We start from the raw sequence: 16,964 nt of genomic DNA, 5'->3' as shown, positions 1-16,964 counted from the left end.
TAAGCGTTGTCTGTAGAATCCGTGCACTAACATATTGAGCAGCTTCGGCTGCTCTTTTGCTTTATGAGAGAACACCCATGACCGCCGCCCACACCCGCATCCTCGAACTGCGCGCTGAACTGGATCAGCACAACTACCGTTACCACGTCCTCGACGAGCCGAGCATCCCGGACGCCGAGTACGACCGCTTGTTCCACGAACTCAAGGCCCTGGAGGCCGAGCATCCTGAGCGGGTGACGCGTGATTCGCCGACGCAGCGGGTCGGCAGTGCGGCGCTGTCGGCGTTTACCCAGGTCAAGCACGAGATTCCGATGCTCAGCCTGGGCAACGCCTTTGATGAAACCACCATGCTGGAGTTTGATCGTCGCGTTACCGAAGGGCTCGATTTGCCGGTGGGCGACCTGTTTGGCGGCGGCGCAGCGGTGGAGTACAGCTGCGAACCCAAGCTCGATGGCCTGGCGGTGAGCCTGCTTTATCAGGATGGCGAGCTGGTACGCGGCGCCACCCGTGGCGATGGCACCACGGGCGAGGACATCAGCGTCAACGTGCGCACGGTGCGCAACATCCCGCTGAAATTGCACGGCAGCGGCTGGCCAGCGACCCTGGAGGTGCGCGGCGAAGTGTTCATGTCCAAGGCCGGTTTCGAGCGGCTCAACGCCTCGCAGTTGGAGGTCGGCGGCAAGACCTTCGCCAACCCGCGCAACGCCGCCGCCGGCAGCCTGCGTCAGTTGGACTCGAAGATCACCGCCAGCCGCCCGTTGGAATTCTGCTGCTATGGCGTGACCACGGACATCAGCGACACCCATATTGGCAATCTGCAACAGTTGCAAAAGTGGGGCATGCCGATCAGCCACGAGTTGAAGCTGGCCAAGGGTATCGAGGATTGCCTCGACTACTACCGCGATATCGGTGAGCGGCGTAACAGTCTGCCCTATGAAATCGACGGCGTTGTCTTCAAGGTCAACAGCATCGCCGCCCAGCGCGAACTGGGCTTCCGCGCCCGTGAACCGCGCTGGGCCATCGCCCATAAATTCCCGGCCCTGGAAGAACTCACCGAGTTGCTCGACGTGGAGTTCCAGGTCGGCCGCACCGGCGCCGTCACCCCGGTGGCACGCTTGAAGCCCGTCAAGGTGGCGGGCGTGACCGTGTCCAACGCCACCCTGCACAACATGGACGAAGTGGCGCGCCTGGGCGTCATGATTGGCGATACGGTGATCATCCGCCGTGCCGGTGATGTGATCCCGCAAGTGGTGTCGGTGGTGCTTGAGCGCCGCCCGCCCGACGCTCGCGCGGTGCCGATCCCCGAGCGCTGCCCGGTGTGCGGTTCCCACGTAGAGCGCACCCAGCTGGTCAAACGCAGCAAGGGCAAGGAAACCGTCAGCGAAGGCGCGGTGTACCGCTGCGTCGGGCGCCTGGCCTGTGGGGCGCAGCTCAAGCAGGCGATTATCCATTTCGTCTCGCGCCGGGCGATGGATATCGACGGCCTGGGCGACAAGACCATCGAGCAGTTGGTGGATGAAAAACTCATCGGCTCGCCGGCCGACCTTTACACGCTCAAGTACGAGCAGATCATCGACCTGGAAGGCTTTGCCGATATTTCCAGCAAGAAGCTGATCGCGGCCATCGAAAACAGCAAGTCGCCGACCCTGGCGCGCTTTATCTATGCCCTGGGCATTCCGGATGTGGGCGAGGAGACCGCCAAGGTGCTGGCGCGCTCCCTGGCCTCGCTGGAGCGCGTGCAGCAGGCCTTGCCGCAAGTGCTCACGTACTTGCCCGACGTGGGCCTGGAAGTGGCACACGAGATCCACAGCTTCTTTGAAGACAGCCATAACCAGCAGGTGATCGGCGCATTGCTGTCGCCGGACGAGTGTGGCCTGCAATTGCAGGATCAGGGCGAGCTGAGCGCAGAGTTCGCCGCCAGTACCACCCTGGGCGGCTTGCTCGACAAGCTGCATGTACCGTCCGTAGGGCCGGGCGCCGCACAGAAACTGGCGGACAAGTTCGGCTCCCTCGAAGGCGTGATCAACGCCGACTGGCTGGACATGCGCCAGGCCCTGCCCGAAAAGCAAGCCAAGGCCGTGCGCGAGTTTTTCGACAACCCGGAAAACGCCCGGCATGCACTGGCCATCGAGCAGCAGCTCAAGGACTTCGGCATGCACTGGCAGAGCGAGAAAAAGGTCGTCGAAGGCTTGCCGGAAGCTGGGCATACCTGGGTCCTCACCGGCTCCCTGGAGCTGATGAGCCGCGACGTGGCCAAGGAAAAACTCGAAAGCCTCGGCGCCAAGGTGGCCGGTTCGGTCTCGGCGAAAACCCACTGCGTGGTGGCAGGCCCGGGTGCCGGTTCCAAGTTGGCCAAGGCCAGCGAGTTGGGCCTTAAGGTATTGGATGAAGAGGCGTTCGTCGCCTTCCTGGCCCAGCACAACATCACCGTCTGACGCGGCATGGTTTTCTGGAGTGAGCGGGCTTGCCCCGCGCCGGGCTGCGCAGCAGCCCTGTAGGAAAGTGGAACGATCCCAAGCCCTAAATGATCTAGTCTCAGTCACCCAGGGAGAGATCGCCATGTTCCGCTACTTCGAGCAACTCAGTTCACGCATCGCCGCACCGTTCATGGCCGAATCCTCGCGTAACAGCAAGGTCTGGCAATGCCGGTGCGGGCAGTCGCTGTTCTTTCGCAACAGCCAATGCCTGGCCTGCTCGGCGCTGTTGGGCTACCAACCCCAGCAGAGTCGCCTGTCCTCCCTACAACCCGGCCCCGTCGAAGGCACCTGGCTGCAAGACGACAACCTCGACGCAGGGGCCTTCCGCCGCTGCGCCAACCTCGACACCCCGGCCGCCTGCAACTGGCTGATCCCAGCCCACAGCACCGCGCCGCTGTGTGTGGCCTGCAGCCTCAACCGCACCATTCCCGACTTGTCGATCCCGGAAAACCACGAACGCTGGCGCAAAGTCGAAACTGCCAAGCGTCGGCTGGTCGCACAATTAATCAGTCTGGGCCTGCGCGTCGTGCCCAAGCGTGTGGACGAAGACCGCGGCCTGGCCTTCGACTTTGTCGGCATCGACCTGGAAGGCAATGCGCCCATGACCGGGCATTCAAACGGCCTGATCACCCTCGATATCAAGGAGGCCGACGACGCCCATCGCGAACAAATCCGCGTGCAGATGCGCGAGCCGTACCGCACCTTGCTCGGACACTTTCGCCATGAGGTCGGCCATTACTACTGGGACCGTCTGATCAACGGTACCTACTGGCAGCAGCCGTTTCGCAACCTGTTCGGCGACGAACGCGCCAGTTATGCCGAGGCGCTCGACCAGCACTACCAGAACGGCCCGCGTCCGGACTGGCAGCAGACCTGCGTCAGCGCCTACGCCACTATGCACCCCTGGGAAGACTGGGCCGAAACCTGGGCCCATTACCTGCACATGATGGACGCCGTCGACACCGCCCTGGGGTTTGGCATGAGCGCCCGCGAGATGGACCTGGATTACCAGCCATTCCCCCTCAGCACGCTCTACGACCCCGAACACCCCGGCGGCCCGGCGTTCCTGTCGTTCGTCAACGCCTGGATCGAACTGGCCGGCATGCTCAACGAACTGTCGCGCAGCATGGGCCAGCCGGATTTCTATCCCTTCGTACTGCCGCCGGCGGTGATCGCCAAACTGCACTTCATTCACCTGGTGATCCAGGAAGAGGGCGGCCGGGCGGACGAGGTGCTGCAGGCACAATGACGAATTAATGTGGGAGGGGCGGTGCGACGATTCGACTTGCCCCCGATGAGCATGGGTATCTACACAACTTCCAGTGGATGCTGAATCTATGGCAATTAGGCTTCTGTGGTGAGCGGGCGTTAAGAGTTGTGTAGATACCCATGCCCCGATGACGGCGGGTCAGCTACCTGATTTATTGGCCGGCAGGCCGCTATCGGGGGCAAGCCCCCTCCCACAGGTGATAGGCGTGATGCTGACGGCTGTGGCAAGTGCTTGAGCCTCCTCGTATTTTTAATCCGGAACCAACGGTTGTAACTTCCGATGAGATCGGTACAATGGCGCGGCTTGCCGAGAGGCCAGCGTCGTTATGGTGACCCCATCGGTCCCCCCGCAACGATTACCCGTGAACCTGGTCAGAGCCGGAAGGCAGCAGCCACAGCGGGAACATTGTGTGCCGGGGTGTGGCTGGTGGGGTTGCCTCCATAACGCTCTTCCTTGCCGTACACGTTCAATCCCAATCCAAAAAATTGCGTTCCTGCCATCTGCCATCGCGCAGCCCATGGCGGCATACTCCAGTGCCTGGCGATCAAGCACCGTATCCAATCGAGCCCTGAACAACCACTGGCGTCAATGTGGCTGCACAGCGTGCAGAGGATTTGCGCAGGCTGCCTGATTCATGCGGCGCACGTCGGCCCCTGGCTGCGAGGACCTATGCAACCGGAACATTTTGATTTATCCAGCCCCGTATTCCTGCCGGTCACGTCCGCAACCTGCACGGTCTTGCTCGGCGAGGACGGTGCCAAGGCCCTGGCCCAACTGACAGACCCGGAACTGGCGGCGGTGCTGGTGATCCAGAATCTGGCCCAGGCCGTCGAGAAAGACCTGACCAGCTCCGGTGCCGAGTGCATCCTGGACAAGCTGATCGGCTGGGCGATAGACGCGCCGCTGTCCAGTACGGCAGCGTTGCTGTCCGAAGCCCGCCGGTTGTTCGACCCACGCAAGTTGTACTTCGGTTTCAACGTGCTGAAAAGTGTCAACCTGCGGCTGTTGTCGGCGGAAGAAGTTGCGGCGCGTGATTACTTACTGCCTACGGGTAAATGGGATATCGGCTACAAGGTCCGCCACCTGCGCAGCAACGACCCATTCAGCCAGCAGATGATTACGCCCCGCCACCACGAACGCTGGCTGAGCCCGGCCCAGGACAAGCTGGTGCGCACCTTTCGCGCCAACCTGAACGAAGACCTGCATGTTCAAGGTTATGCGGGCATTGGCAAGAGCCACCTGCTGGGTGCGTTGGTCGAGTGCCTGCGGCCAGAAAAAACCCTGGTGCTGGCACGTACCGGGGCAAAATTGGCGACGTTGCGCGAGCGCATGGGGCTGGCGCGCGACAGCAAGGTCGGTTCGACATTTGCCGCCTTCGCCAAGGCGCTGTTGCAGGGCGCACGGCCACCCGCGAAAGGCACGCCGGCCAGGTTGCCCGGCAAACTGGCGGTGTCACAGGCCCTGGAGATTCATGGCTGGCGTGGGCACGACGGCCAGGCAACGCTCGACATCTGTCTCAAGGTGCTTGAAAGCTATTGCCATTGCGCCCATCACAGCCTGTCGGCCAGGCATCTGCCGCATTTCAAACAAGCATTGTCCAATGTGGACGCCCAGGTATTGCTGGAGTATTCCAGTCGCGTGTGGACTTACCTGGTGGCCAACCCGCAATGGGACAGCCAGACCGATTTTGCGACGCTATTGCTGATCAAGCGCGCAAGCCTTGAAGGTTGCGTGGTGCCGCCTCGTTACACCCATGTGTTGATCGATGAAAGCCAGGACATCGCGCCCTCGTTGTTGCAGATTGTCGAGCGTGGCCGCCAGGTGCTGATCACCCTTGGCGATGAGTACCAGTTGACCAGTGGTGTGATGGTCAATAGGCGGCGCGAAGTCCGCCGCAGCGATATCAGCTATTCCGTGCGCTCGGGGCGCAATGTTGAGCGCCTGGTCAACCCGTTGATCAGCGTGCACTCGCAAAAGTGCAAGACTCCTTTCGAGGGTGCGCGGGATGCTGACGTCGGCATCGAACACTACCCTCAGGGTTTCGTGCCGCCGCAAGGCTGCGTGGTGTTGACCGCATCCCACTGGGACACCATGAAGTGGGCAATTCAATTGCAGCAAGCCAACTGCCCGTTCGGGTTTCCCGACAATGCGGCGCAGCAGGACCTTCAGCGTTTCATGATCAGTGTCATCGCGTTATTCAAGCCGCAGTTCTACAGCAACGAGCACGACGAGAACGGCCCGCATGCGTATTTGCGCGACATGGACGACTGGCGGCAGGTGCGTGAGGCCGGCCAGTTCGATGAAGCGTTCCTGTGGGTCGAGAGTGAGTTGGAAAAAGGCTTCAACGTCGCCGATATCACGCGTTTGAACCGGCTGAGCGGCGTTCCCGGCAAGCGCTGCCTGCTGATGCTGGCAGAAGACGCGGGCGGCATGGAGTTCGATCGGGTGTTGCTCACCCCCGAGTTGCTGACCAACGTGAAATTCAAGGATGCCTATGCGTTCGACCAGCGACTCTGCGCGGTGTACATCGCCATTTCCCGGGCGCGGGTGCAGCTGTACCTGCCTTACGATGTGGTCGAGTGGATTGATTTCCACACGTATCAGAAAACCCGTGAATCCCACGGTTACTGATTGATTTAATCCGGCTGTTTCACAACTTTCACTGCTTGCTATGGACAACCCAAAACCACCTTGTTAGTTTCCGCCGGCCACTTGTTTCAAAGTGTGACAAGGGTGCGGATTTGATATTGAAGTGCTATCACTTCTTTAACTAACAGGGATGTCTGTGATGAAAAGCCTGCAAGGGTTGCCTCGTCTAATCAGTGCTTCGGTAGGTGCGCCCGGTAAGGCCCGCAACTTGCCCGCCGATGTTCAGTGTGTCCAGTATTTATTCAATCTGATCATTCCCAAGCTGGGTTTCCCGCTGGCCGAAAACGGCAAGTGCGACGGCCAGTTGGTGCAGTGCATCAGCCAGTATCAGTTCCGTCACCTGAAGTACGCCCACCCCGATGGCGTGATCGATCCTACGGGTCGTACCTTCAACAGCTTGATAGAGGAAGCGGTGAAGGTGCCGGTGAAAGCCTTCCCGAGCATGCGCATTCCCACCTTTCTCAATGTGTTCGGCAACAACCAGGGCGATGCAGTGCAGGCTACGGTGAATGTGTACCTGGACCGCATGCGTGCGATGGTCGAAGCCGAGCGGCGTAATCGGCAATTGATGCTCCAGGCCACGTGCGACGGGGGCATGACCCTCAGCGAAACGGACTTCCAGAACGCCGCGACGCAGCTGGGTGGCGGTATTTCGGTGAATATCATCAAGGCCTTCGCCACTGTGGAGTCCGGCGGTCGCTCCGGTTTCGGGGCGGCAAAGTTGCCGGTGATCGCTTTTGAAGGGCACCTGTTTCGCAAGTACACCAAGCACATCTACGACCAGGCGCACCCGCTGTTGTCGTACCCCTACAAGAAAAAGGCCGGGCCACAGTGGCAAGCGAACAACAAGGACCAGACCAAGGCCTGGGAAACCATGGCCACCGCGTTTGCCCTGGATCAGGAAGCGGCATTGATGTCGGCCTCCTGGGGCATGTTCCAGATCATGGGGTTTAACTTCTCGTCGTGCGGTTACAAGACGGTATTTGAGTTTTCGGCGGCGTTGAAAGTGAATGCCGGTAACCATCTAAAAGCGTTTCTTGGCTTTTGTAGCAAGAGCCCTGCGTTGATGAAAGCCATGAAAGCCAAGGACTTTACTGGCATGGCGCGCAACTATAACGGCGAGGATTACGGCAACTATGACGTTCTTATGCAAAAGGCCTACGAAAAACTTGAAGGGAAAAAATAAGATGATCCGTTTTCTAGTGGCAGGTGTGTTGTCGGTGTGCGCCGTGGCGCCTGCCTTGGCCGGTTCGGCCGCGTTGCATTCGGGCAAGTATGAAGGGCTGATGCTGGCGGTAACGCCGGAGCATCAGGTTGAAGGTTTCTACGCCGAATCAATGGGTGAGGGCGTGACTCGCCGCTGCGCGTTTTACCTGCAAGGCACACCCGGCGCGCTCACCACTTGGCTCGACGAGGCCTACCCTGGCAGCGTGGCGCCTTCATCCGACGGCGTTACCCTGACCGTGCAAGAAGGCCGCCAGCATCCCGGCTGCCTCAATGTGCTGATGCCCGAGATTGCCACCGGCCTGGACCTGACCCAGACCGGCAATAAGCAGTGGATCGGCCTTCTCACGGTGAGAGCTGACAAGGCTTACCTGCAGAAAACCCCAGGCGCCAAGGCGGCCAAGCGCCCGTATATCGTCAAGAACGACGTGGTCGGTGTATTGGCGTTCAGGGACGGCTGGGCCCAGGTTGAGTTCATCAATGCCGACGACCGCTCATTCACCGGTTGGATCAGCCAGGACCAGTACGCGCGTTTGGCTGCACCGAAGAGCTGATCTATCAGCCGAACGTGTCTTGAAGCCGCCCGGCATACGCATCCCGCGCCAGATGGCGCTGGGTGTCTTTGTCAGTTCTTTTCAGGCGTACGCAGCGGCACCGGGTTCTCGCCGGTGTACAGCTTGACAATGCCGTCGATTTCACCGGACATCTTCATTCGCAGCAACGTGCGCAGAATCTGTTGCGCCGGTACGTCGGGATCGTTGCGCACGATACAACTCAAGCTTTGCTCCTCGATCGTGGCCACTTTGTGCAGCCGTCGGCTGATCGGCATTTTCTGGTTGAAGCGGTCGACGATCCATTCATTGCTCACTGCATAGTTGTAGCGCCCGGCCACCAATTTATGCAGCACCTGTTCCTCGCTGCGTGCGTCGTCGCGGCTCAGCCGGCCGCTGGCAAACAGCGGTTCAAGGGCCGCGTAGCGGTAGTTGAGTACCGTGCCGATGGGCTGTTGTACCAGATCGGCGACTGCTACCGGCTGGTCATGGGGGCTGACCAGCACGTTGCGCTGCACCATCAATGGCAAGCTCCAGGTGTAGTCGCCGGAGAGGTTATCGACCCACGCCTGGGTGACATAACAGCGCACATCAATGTCGCCATGGTCCATTGCGGCGGCGATACGGGCCCGCGCCAGCACGTGGAACTGCGCCGGGCGGCCGACCTGGGTGGCCAGGCTCGACATCAGGTCGTACAAAATGCCCTGGGTGGGCTGGCCGTTTTCCAGTTGCACCATGGGCATCGCCCAACTGTCGGAAACCGAGAAACGCAGCGGTGCAGGCGCCGCCAGGCAAACCGTGGTGATCATCCATAAAGCGCCCAGGACTTCGCGCATACACTCTCCGGGTTTCAGGCCTTTGAGGGGCCAGTCAGGACAGCTTAGTCAGATTAGACGAGCGTGCCGGATGCAATTTCCCCCTTGCTCCGCTAGCATTACCGGCTTCCGCTTCCCAGTTGCGACGGTTTTCGATGAGTTATCAGGTTCTTGCACGTAAATGGCGTCCGCGCTCGTTCCGCGAAATGGTCGGCCAGACCCATGTGCTCAAGGCTCTGATCAATGCCTTGGACAGCCAACGGCTGCACCACGCCTACCTGTTCACCGGTACTCGCGGGGTGGGCAAGACCACCATTGCGCGCATCATTGCCAAATGCCTGAACTGTGAAACCGGTATCACTTCCACACCCTGCGGCACCTGCTCGGTGTGCCGGGAAATCGACGAAGGGCGTTTTGTCGACCTGATCGAGATCGACGCCGCGAGCCGCACCAAGGTCGAAGACACTCGCGAACTGCTCGACAACGTGCAATACGCGCCTAGCCGCGGCCGCTTCAAGGTCTACCTGATCGACGAAGTACACATGCTGTCCAGCCACTCTTTCAACGCGCTGTTGAAAACCCTGGAAGAGCCGCCGCCCTACGTCAAATTCATCCTGGCCACCACCGACCCGCAGAAACTTCCTGCAACGATTCTGTCGCGGTGCCTGCAGTTCTCCCTGAAAAACATGACCCCCGAGCGCGTGGTCGAGCATTTGACCCACGTGCTGGGCGTCGAGAACGTACCGTTCGAAGACGACGCGCTGTGGCTGCTCGGTCGCGCCGCCGATGGTTCGATGCGTGACGCCATGAGCCTCACCGACCAGGCCATTGCCTTCGGTGAAGGCAAGGTCATGGCCGCGGACGTGCGCGCCATGCTCGGTACCCTCGACCACGGCCAAGTGTTCGACGTGTTGCACGCACTGATCGAAGGCGACGCCAAGGCGTTGCTCGAAGCGGTTCGCCACCTCTCGGAGCAAGGCCCGGACTGGAACGGCGTGCTCTCGGAAATCCTCAATGTGCTGCACCGCGTTGCCATCGCCCAGGCCTTGCCTGAAGGGGTCGACAACGGTCATGGCGACCGCGACCGCGTGTTGGCCCTGGCGCAAGCGCTGCCGGCTGAAGATGTGCAGTTCTACTACCAGATGGGCCTGATCGGTCGCCGGGACCTGCCCTTGGCGCCGGACCCGCGCGGCGGCTTTGAAATGGTCCTGCTGCGGATGCTGGCCTTCCGGCCCGCCGATTCGGCCGATGCGCCGAGACAGCCGCTAAAGCCAGTGGGGATCAGCCAGGCCACAGTTGATTCCGCCAAACCAGTGGCTGGCGCGGCGGTGGTTGCGCCAGTGGTTGCTGCACCTGCCCCGGCTCCCGAGCCTGAGCCCGTTGTGGCCGCGCCGGTGGTTAAGCCGGAACCGGTCATCGAGCCAGAGCCTGTCGTCGACCTGCCGTGGAACGACCCGGTAGACGCCGATCCCGAGCCCGAAGTCGAGCAGCAGCCCGCCGTGGAGCCCGTACTGGAAACCACTGGCGAGCAACCCGAGTTGACGCCGATGCCAGCGCCGACCCCGGACAGCGTGGTGCCGGATGCGCCTGAGTGGGTGTCCGCGCCGGTCCCCGAGCCGACGGTTGCCCAGGTGGAGGCTGCCACACCCGGTATCGACCTCGACGACGAGCCGCCGCTGGACGAAGACTACATCGAGCCGGACATGGATTCGGCCTACAGCTACCTGGACGATCTGGCCAGCGAGCACACTGCCGAGCCGGCCCCGGAGCCCGAGGTGGAGCCCGCTGCGGCGCCGGCCACCGGCCTGGCGCTGCAATGGCTGGAACTGTTCCCGAAACTGCCGATCTCCGGCATGACCGGCAGCATCGCCGCCAACTGCACGCTGATCTCCATCGAAGGCGACCACTGGCTGCTGCACCTGGACCCGGCCCACAGCGCCCTGTTCAACGCGACCCAGCAGCGCCGACTCAACGATGCGCTCAACCAGTACCATGAGCGCACACTGACCATCGCCATCGAGCTGATCAAACCCGAGCAGGAAACCCCGGCCCAGGCCGCGACCCGCCGGCGTATCAACCGTCAGCGCGAGGCCGAGGATTCGATCCACGCAGACCCGCTCATCCAGCAAATGATGCAACAGTTCGGGGCGGTCGTCCGTCACGATACAATTGAACCTGTCGAAGCCCCGGTGCCCCAAGCGTCATGACACCGGGCTACTAACTTGATCCACGTACTTTTGAGGTGATTCCCATGATGAAAGGTGGCATGGCCGGCCTGATGAAGCAGGCGCAGCAGATGCAGGAAAAAATGGCCAAGATGCAGGAAGAACTGGCCAACGCCGAAGTCACCGGTAAAGCCGGTGGCGATATGGTCAGCGTGGTGATGACCGGTCGTCACGACATCAAGCGCGTGAGCATCGACCCAAGCGTGCTGCCAGGCGTGGGCGAAGATGACCTGGAAATGCTCGAGGCGCTGTTCGCCGCGGCCGTCAACGACGCCGTGCGCAAGATCGAAGCCAACAGCCAGGAAAAAATGGGCGCTGCGACCGCCGGCATGCAACTGCCGCCGGGCATGAAGATGCCGTTCTGATTCCTCAGTTGTAGCTAGACTCCAATGCCAGGCCCAGTGCCTGGCATTTTTGTTTGTGCCTGTTCAATCGAACCCTGGCATGGCACCTATGGTCTGCACCCTATACCGATCAATTCGATAAGGAGCCCCCTGATGCCTCAAGAACTGACCCTGAACCAACGCATCGTGCTGGTCTCGCGCCCCCAAGGCGCGCCCACCCCGGAGAATTTCCGCCTGGAGCGTGTGAGCCTGCCGGAGCTGGCGGACGGCCAGGTGCTGCTCAAGACGTTGTACCTGTCCCTCGATCCCTACATGCGCGGGCGAATGAGCGACGCACCGTCCTACGCTGCGCCGGTGGAAATCGACGAAGTGATGACCGGCGGCGCTGTCAGCCGTATTGAGCAGTCGCGTAATCCAAAATTCGAGGTGGGCGACCTGGTGGTGGGCGCCACCGGTTGGCAGAGTCACAGCATTTCTGACGGCCGCAACCTGGTCCCCGTGCCCAAGGGGCTGGCGAGCCCGTCCATGGCCCTTGGTGTGCTCGGCATGCCCGGCATGACCGCCTACATGGGCTTGATGGACATTGGCCAGCCCAAGGCCGGGGAAACCCTGGTGGTGGCTGCTGCGTCCGGCGCCGTGGGATCGGTGGTGGGCCAGGTGGCCAAGCTCAAGGGCTTGCGTGTGGTCGGTATTGCGGGCGGCGCCGACAAGTGCCGCTACGTGGTAGACGAGCTGGGTTTTGACGCCTGTATCGACCACAAGAGTGCCGAATTTACCGATGAGTTGGCCCAGGTCTGCTTCAAGGGCGTGGACATCTACTTCGAAAACGTCGGTGGCAAGGTGTTCGACGCCGTGGTGCCGCTGCTCAACCCCAAGGCCCGCATTCCCCTGTGCGGGCTGATTGCCGGCTACAACGCCCATGAAGCTCCCAGCGGGCCTGATCGTCTGCCGGCGCTGCAACGCACCTTGCTGACCAAGCGAGTGCGCATCCAGGGCTTTATCGTGTTCGATGACTACGGTGATCGCCAGCCCGAGTTCCTCAGTGCCATGGCGCCGTGGGTCCGCGACGGCAAGATCAAGTTCCGCGAGGACGTGGTCGATGGCCTGGAGCAGGCACCCGAAGCCTTTATCGGTCTGCTAGAAGGGCGCAACTTCGGCAAGTTGGTGGTGCGCGTCGCGCAGGATTGAGGATTTGACGCTAATCCGGGGCGCGGGTATAAACCGCGTCTCGTTGTTTTGTCGGACCATTGCCCCATGAGCTTCAGCCCCCTGATTCGCCAACTGATCGACGCCCTGCGCACATTGCCGGGCGTTGGCCAGAAAACCGCCCAGCGCATGGCGCTGCAACTGCTGGAGCGTGATCGCAGCGGCGGCACCCGGTTGGCCCAGGCCTTGAGCCAGGCCATGACCGGCGTCGGCCACTGCCGCCAGTGCCGCACCCTCACCGAAGAAGACCTCTGCCCGCAATGCGCCGACACGCGCCGCGACGACACGTTGCTATGCGTGGTGGAAGGCCCGATGGACGTGTATGCGGTGGAACAGACCGGCTATCGCGGGCGCTACTTTGTGCTCAAGGGCCACCTGTCGCCGCTCGACGGCCTGGGCCCGGAGGCCATTGGCATTCCGCAACTGGTGGCGCGTATCGAAGAGCAGGGCACCTTTACCGAGGTGATCCTCGCCACCAACCCGACTGTGGAAGGTGAAGCCACCGCCCATTACATCGCCCAACTGCTGAGCAACAAAGGCCTGATCACTTCGCGCATCGCCCACGGCGTGCCGTTGGGGGGGGAGTTGGAGTTGGTGGATGGTGGCACCCTGGCCCACTCCTTCGCCGGTCGCAAGCCGATCGCCCTCTGACGATCCGCGCAGGACTAAAAGTGTGGGAGGGGCGACGATTCGACAAGCCCGCTCACCACAGGGTTATGTGTCAGCCTTTAAGAGTTGTGTAGATACCTATGCCCCCGATGAGGCCGGCCCAGGCAACCACTACCTTTCAGTCAGGGCAAACTGCGTCAGGCAAAACGTGGGAATCCCCATGTCTTCCAACCGCTGCGACCCGCCCAGCTCCGGCAAATCAATAATCGCCGCCGCTTCAAAAATCTTTGCGCCCATGCGCCGCGCCAGGTTCGCCGCAGCAATCAACGTGCCGCCCGTGGCGATCAGGTCATCGAACATCAGCACCGAGTCGCCTTCGCACAGGCTGTCGGCGTGCACTTCCAGGAAGGCCTCGCCGTATTCGGTCTGGTACCCCTCGGCCAACACGTCGGCCGGCAGCTTGCCCTGTTTGCGGAAGAGGATCAGCGGCTTGTTCAGTTGGTAGGCGATGATCGAGCCGATCAGGAAGCCACGCGCGTCCATCGCACCGATATGGGTGAAATCGGCTTCGACATAACGATGGGCAAAGGTGTCGGCCACCAGGCGCAGGGCCTTGGGCGATTGGAACAGCGGGGTGATGTCACGAAAGATCACCCCAGGCTTGGGGAAGTCGATGACGGGGCGGATCAGGGATTTGATGTCGAACGAATCAAAGGTCATCGTCGAAGAGTCCTGGGAGGAAAACGGACCCGAAGTATACCTGCGGCCTCGCCGATTCGCGCGGCCACAAGTGTCTGGATCAGCCTTCCAGAGAACCACCGGCCAGTGCGCACAGCTGGATCGGGTCGAGGATGTGCACTTCCTTGCCTTCGGCAGCCAGCAATTGGTTCTGCTGGAAACGGGTAAACACGCGGGACACGGTTTCTACCGCCAGGCCCAGGTAGTTGCCGATTTCATTGCGCGACATGCTCAAGCGGAACTGGTTGGCCGAGAAGCCACGGGCACGGAACCGCGCCGACAGGTTGACCAGGAACGTCGCAATGCGCTCGTCGGCGGTTTTCTTCGACAACAGCAGCATCATTTGTTGGTCGTCACGAATCTCGCGGCTCATGACGCGCATCAATTGGCGACGCAGTTGCGGCAGTTGCAGGGCCAATTCGTCGAGGCGCTCGAAGGGGATTTCGCACACCGACGTCGTCTCCAGCGCTTGGGCCGACACGGGGTGAATTTCGGTGTCCATGCCCGACAGCCCAACTAGCTCGCTGGGCAGATGGAAACCGGTGATCTGCTCTTCGCCGCTGTCGCTCAGGCTGAACGTCTTCAACGCCCCAGAACGTACTGCATAGACGGAATCGAACTTGTCGCCCTGGCGAAACAGAAACTCGCCTTTTTTCAGCGGGCGACCGCGTTTAACGATGTCGTCCAGCGCATCCATGTCTTCCAGATTCAGCGAAAGTGGCAGGCAGAGGGGGGCCAGGCTGCAATCCTTGCAGTGAGCCTGGCTGTGAGCGCGCAGTTTGACTGGCTCGGACATTTCTTAAATCCTTGTGGGAAAACACACATAAGACGTAAGGGTAACGCACTGGGGTGTGGTGAGGCCAGCCTGTACAAAAAACCGGCACCCGTATAAAGCTTTTTGTATCGGTGCCGATACACGTGTGTATCTCCATGAGCAGGAGCTCAGTGCATGTTGATTATCGCCGCCAACAACCCCGCCATCCGTGTGCCAAACCCAGAGCCAGCCAAGCCCGCTGCGCTGCCTGAGGCACAGGAATCCTCGTCTGCGCCCGCCGCGACGGAAGGCGTGAAGGTGAGCATTTCGCCGGATGGGTTCAAGGCGGCGGGTGCCGTCAAAAGTGCCAACGCCGATATCGACGACAGCGGTCTGGACGACAACGTTAAACAGGTCCTGAAAATGATCCGTCAGTTGAAGCAACAGATCGCCGAAAAAATGGCCGAGCTTCAGGCCATTGCGGCGGACAAAAGCCTGACCCCAGAGCAGGCCCAGGCCAAGACCGCCAACGTGCAAGGTGCCATCAGCTCCTTGCAGGCTGGCTTGATGACGGCCCAGATCTCCTTGGCCAAGGCCATGAAAACCATGAGTGCCGATCAAGCGCTCAAGGCTGCTTCGCTGTCGATGTAACTAGATCACCCGCGAAAACCGCTGCCGGTTCTGGTGCTCCAGGTATGCGTCAAACACCATGCACACCGAACGCACCAGCAACCGCCCGGCGGGCAGTACCCTAATGCCCCGGGCGTCGAGCGCGATCAGGCCGTCCTCGGCCATGCCCTCAAGTTGCGGCCAGATTTGGTCGAAGTACCCGCGAAAATCAATATTGAAGGCCTGTTCGATGGGCTCGAATGCCAGGTTGAAATTGCAGATCAACTGCTGAATCACTTCCCGCCTGAGTCGATCGTCCGTGGTGCAGACCAGGCCACGGCTGGTGGCCAGTTGCGCACCGGCCAGGGTGTTCTGGTAGCCGTTGAGGTCACTGCTGTTTTGGCAATACAGGTCGCCGATCTGGCTGATTGCCGACACGCCCAGGCCAATCAGGTCGCAATGGCCGTGGGTGGTGTAGCCCTGGAAGTTGCGTTGCAGCGTGCCTTCTTCCTGGGCGATCGCCAGTTCGTCATCTGGCAGGGCGAAGTGGTCCATGCCGATGTAGCGATAACCCGCCTGGGTCAGTTGCTCGATGGTGGTTTGCAGCATCAGCAGTTTCTCCGCCGGCGCCGGCAGGTCATCGCTGTTGATCCGCCGCTGGGGCATGAAACGTTCCGGCAGGTGCGCGTAATTGAACACTGACAGGCGGTCCGGTTGCAGCTTGATCACTTCTTCCACGGTGCGCGCAAAATTGATCGGCGTTTGCTTGGGCAAGCCGTAGATCAGGTCGATATTGATCGAGCGAAACTGCAGGGTACGTGCGGCATCGATCACCGCACGAGTCTCTTCCAGGCTTTGCAGGCGGTTGACCGCCCGTTGTACCTCGGGGTCGAGGTCTTGCAGGCCGACGCTGACCCGGTTGAAGCCCAGCTCGCGCAGCAGGCCCATAGTGGCCCAGTCGGCTTCACGCGGGTCGATCTCGATGCCGTAGTCGCCGGAATCGTCATCGAGCAGATTGAAGTGTTGGCGCAGGCGGGCCATGACTTGGCGCAGTTCGTCGTGGCTGAGGAATGTCGGCGTGCCGCCGCCGAAATGCAGCTGTTCCACCGGTTGCTTGGGGTCCAGGTGGCAGGCCACCAGTTGGATCTCCTGCTCCAGGCGTTGCAGGTAGGCCTGGGCGCGGCCACGGTCCTTGGTGATGACCTTGTTGCAGGCGCAGTAATAGCAGATGTTGGCGCAGAACGGCACGTGCACATACAGCGACAACGGGCGCACCGCCTTGCGACTGTCGCGCAGGGCGTGGAGCAGGTCGAAGGTGCCGACCTGGCTGTCGAATTGTACGGCGGTGGGGTAGGACGTATAGCGCGGTCCCGCCAGGTCGTAGCGATGAATCAGATCGGTGTCCCAACGAATGGCGTCGAGCATGCGGGCGTCCCCCGGATAGGCTAGTGGGCCGAGTCTAGGGGCGCGGCGGGGAGGGCATCTTGATTTGC

14 protein-coding genes and 1 other RNA gene are annotated in these 16,964 nt (G+C 61.2%); 11 read left to right on the top strand and 4 right to left on the bottom strand.

Features of this window, described 5'->3' with window-relative positions; all coding sequences use genetic code 11:
* Positions 1 to 77 precede the first annotated feature (77 nt).
* The 6 genes from ligA to PspS35_RS21690 all read left to right on the top strand — a co-directional run bounded on the left by ligA (position 78) and on the right by PspS35_RS21690 (position 8,174).
* Complete coding sequence (gene ligA, locus PspS35_RS21715) at positions 78 to 2,435, top strand: NAD-dependent DNA ligase LigA (RefSeq protein WP_159936739.1); 2,358 nt, start codon at positions 78 to 80, stop codon at positions 2,433 to 2,435.
* A 124-nt stretch (positions 2,436 to 2,559) separates the two neighbouring features.
* A complete protein-coding gene (locus PspS35_RS21710; protein WP_159936738.1) occupies positions 2,560 to 3,726 on the top strand; it encodes a putative zinc-binding metallopeptidase in 1,167 nt (388 codons plus the stop codon).
* 356 nt (positions 3,727 to 4,082) lie between these two features.
* Positions 4,083 to 4,179, top strand: an RNA gene (gene ffs, locus PspS35_RS21705) — signal recognition particle sRNA small type.
* A gap of 237 nt (positions 4,180 to 4,416) precedes the next feature.
* Positions 4,417 to 6,378 carry an AAA family ATPase gene (locus PspS35_RS21700; protein WP_159936737.1) on the top strand — a complete coding sequence of 654 codons (1,962 nt, stop codon included), beginning with the start codon at positions 4,417 to 4,419 and terminating at the stop codon, positions 6,376 to 6,378.
* Between the two features lie 157 nt (positions 6,379 to 6,535).
* Positions 6,536 to 7,582: an N-acetylmuramidase family protein gene (locus tag PspS35_RS21695; RefSeq protein WP_159936736.1), complete on the top strand. Its 1,047-nt coding sequence runs from the start codon at positions 6,536 to 6,538 to the stop codon at positions 7,580 to 7,582.
* Between the two features lies 1 nt (position 7,583).
* Complete coding sequence (locus PspS35_RS21690; RefSeq protein ID WP_159936735.1) at positions 7,584 to 8,174, top strand: hypothetical protein; 591 nt, start codon at positions 7,584 to 7,586, stop codon at positions 8,172 to 8,174.
* 71 nt (positions 8,175 to 8,245) lie between these two features.
* Here PspS35_RS21690 and PspS35_RS21685 read toward each other — a convergent pair whose 3' ends face one another.
* The gene (locus tag PspS35_RS21685) at positions 8,246 to 9,007 is read right to left on the bottom strand and encodes a transporter substrate-binding domain-containing protein (protein ID WP_159936734.1); all 762 of its coding nucleotides are present in this window, start codon (positions 9,005 to 9,007) and stop codon (positions 8,246 to 8,248) included.
* A 134-nt stretch (positions 9,008 to 9,141) separates the two neighbouring features.
* On the opposite strand from PspS35_RS21685, the gene dnaX reads away from it, so the two are divergent.
* The 4 genes from dnaX to recR all read left to right on the top strand — a co-directional run bounded on the left by dnaX (position 9,142) and on the right by recR (position 13,412).
* Entirely contained in the window at positions 9,142 to 11,193 is a 2,052-nt protein-coding gene (gene dnaX / locus PspS35_RS21680) for a DNA polymerase III subunit gamma/tau (protein WP_159936733.1), read from the top strand.
* 44 nt (positions 11,194 to 11,237) lie between these two features.
* Positions 11,238 to 11,576: a YbaB/EbfC family nucleoid-associated protein gene (locus PspS35_RS21675; protein ID WP_099582674.1), complete on the top strand. Its 339-nt coding sequence runs from the start codon at positions 11,238 to 11,240 to the stop codon at positions 11,574 to 11,576.
* Positions 11,577 to 11,708: 132 nt separating this feature from the next.
* A complete protein-coding gene (locus tag PspS35_RS21670) occupies positions 11,709 to 12,743 on the top strand; it encodes an NADP-dependent oxidoreductase (RefSeq protein ID WP_159936732.1) in 1,035 nt (344 codons plus the stop codon).
* A 66-nt stretch (positions 12,744 to 12,809) separates the two neighbouring features.
* The gene (gene recR, locus PspS35_RS21665) at positions 12,810 to 13,412 is read left to right on the top strand and encodes a recombination mediator RecR (protein WP_094949599.1); all 603 of its coding nucleotides are present in this window, start codon (positions 12,810 to 12,812) and stop codon (positions 13,410 to 13,412) included.
* A 129-nt stretch (positions 13,413 to 13,541) separates the two neighbouring features.
* Here recR and PspS35_RS21660 read toward each other — a convergent pair whose 3' ends face one another.
* Both PspS35_RS21660 and fnr read right to left on the bottom strand, forming a co-directional pair.
* A complete protein-coding gene (locus PspS35_RS21660; protein ID WP_159936731.1) occupies positions 13,542 to 14,090 on the bottom strand; it encodes an adenine phosphoribosyltransferase in 549 nt (182 codons plus the stop codon).
* A gap of 79 nt (positions 14,091 to 14,169) precedes the next feature.
* On the bottom strand, positions 14,170 to 14,904 hold the full coding sequence (fnr, locus tag PspS35_RS21655) for a fumarate/nitrate reduction transcriptional regulator Fnr (protein ID WP_159936730.1): 735 nt from the start codon (positions 14,902 to 14,904) through the stop codon (positions 14,170 to 14,172).
* 153 nt (positions 14,905 to 15,057) lie between these two features.
* Here fnr and PspS35_RS21650 point away from each other — a divergent pair, with 153 nt between their 5' ends.
* Entirely contained in the window at positions 15,058 to 15,513 is a 456-nt protein-coding gene (locus tag PspS35_RS21650; protein ID WP_159936729.1) for a hypothetical protein, read from the top strand.
* Here the strand turns inward: PspS35_RS21650 and hemN are convergent, their stop codons facing one another.
* On the bottom strand, positions 15,514 to 16,896 hold the full coding sequence (hemN, locus tag PspS35_RS21645) for an oxygen-independent coproporphyrinogen III oxidase (protein WP_159936728.1): 1,383 nt from the start codon (positions 16,894 to 16,896) through the stop codon (positions 15,514 to 15,516). It lies immediately after the preceding gene.
* Positions 16,897 to 16,964 lie beyond the last annotated feature (68 nt).

Origin of the sequence: Pseudomonas sp. S35, assembly GCF_009866765.1 — a bacterium.
Classification (GTDB): Bacteria; Pseudomonadota; Gammaproteobacteria; order Pseudomonadales; family Pseudomonadaceae; genus Aquipseudomonas.
Note: the sequence above shows the minus strand (reverse complement) of the source record. Positions and strands in the feature narration are given on the sequence as shown.